At 33.4% G+C, this 1202-nt stretch carries 2 protein-coding genes; both read right to left on the reverse strand.

Annotation, left to right across the window (positions count from 1 at the left end):
* Window positions 1-806, reverse strand: an 806-nt coding sequence (locus ACLI09_RS18000; protein WP_411421031.1) for an IS3 family transposase, incomplete at its 3' end; no start/stop codon positions are given.
* The coding region (locus ACLI09_RS18005; protein WP_411421032.1) for a helix-turn-helix domain-containing protein at window positions 806-1202 on the reverse strand (397 nt) is incomplete at its 5' end. The genes ACLI09_RS18005 and ACLI09_RS18000, both read right to left, overlap by 1 nt.

The raw sequence follows: 1202 nt of genomic DNA on the forward strand, positions 1-1202 counted from the left end.
TTAACCGGGCTCATTCCTTTTAAATTAAGTTTAATCCTATCATGATTATAGTATTGAATGTATTCCCTAATCTCTTTTTTGAGTTCCTTTATTGATGAATACTTTTTCAGATAGAACAACTCTGATTTAAGGATGCCAAAGAAGTTCTCTATAATAGCATTGTCCAGACAGTTACCTTTTCTTGACATACTTTGGATAATCCCCTTATCTTTCAATATTCGCTGGTATTGTTTCATTTGATATTGCCAGCCCTGATCTGAGTGTAGTATAAGCTTGGCATTGTCGCCTATTTTCTTAAAAGACTTCTTAAGCATATTGGTAACCTGTTCAAAATTTGGTCTTTCAGATAGTTCGTAAGTTATTATTTCTCTATTATACAGGTCAATTATAGGTGATAGGTATAATTTCTTTCCCTTTACATTAAATTCTGTTATATCAGTTGCCCATTTTTGATTTGGCTGTGATGCTTTAAAATCCCTTTGTAGTATGTTAGGTGCTATTTTTCCATACTCCCCCTTATAAGACTTATATTTCTTAATCCGTATTAGGCTCTTTAGCCCTAAAACTTTCATTAGCCTTAAGACAGTCTTATGATTAATAATAATCCCCTTCTGCTTGATGCACAAAGTAATACGGCGATAACCCATCCTGCCTTTATGGTTGTGGTATATCGACTTGATTATCTCTTTTATTTCACGATATTTATCATTAGCCTGACCCTTTTTTTGATGATAATAGTAAGTACTCCTTGCCATATTCATATGATTTAGTAAAATGTCTAAATCATAATTATGCCTTAATTCCATTATGGCTTGCGCTTTTTGTTTTGCCCGGCTTCCTCGGCTTGAATTAAGGCCTGCAACTTTTTTAGAAGAGCATTTTCTGCACGTAAAGACTCTATTTCTAATAAAAGTTCTTCCTCCCTGGTCAGAGGTTTGTCTGATTTCTTTTTAGCTCTTTTATAAGTCATAATTTTAGGCCTGCCTCTTGGTTTATCTGATAAGCCCTCAACACCGTACTTATCAAATTGTTGCTGCCAGTTGATAATAGTAGAGTGACTCGGAATATTAAATTCTAAGCAGGCTTCACTCAAAGATAAAAACTTCTTACTAATAGAATTCAGAACCTTAAGTTTAAAATCTATCGTATAAAATTGATTTTCACGGGGAATTAAACCTTTATCACCTTGTTTATTATACAGA

This window comes from Flavobacterium sp. RHBU_24 (assembly GCF_046613695.1).
Lineage (GTDB): Bacteria > Bacteroidota > Bacteroidia > Flavobacteriales > Flavobacteriaceae > Flavobacterium.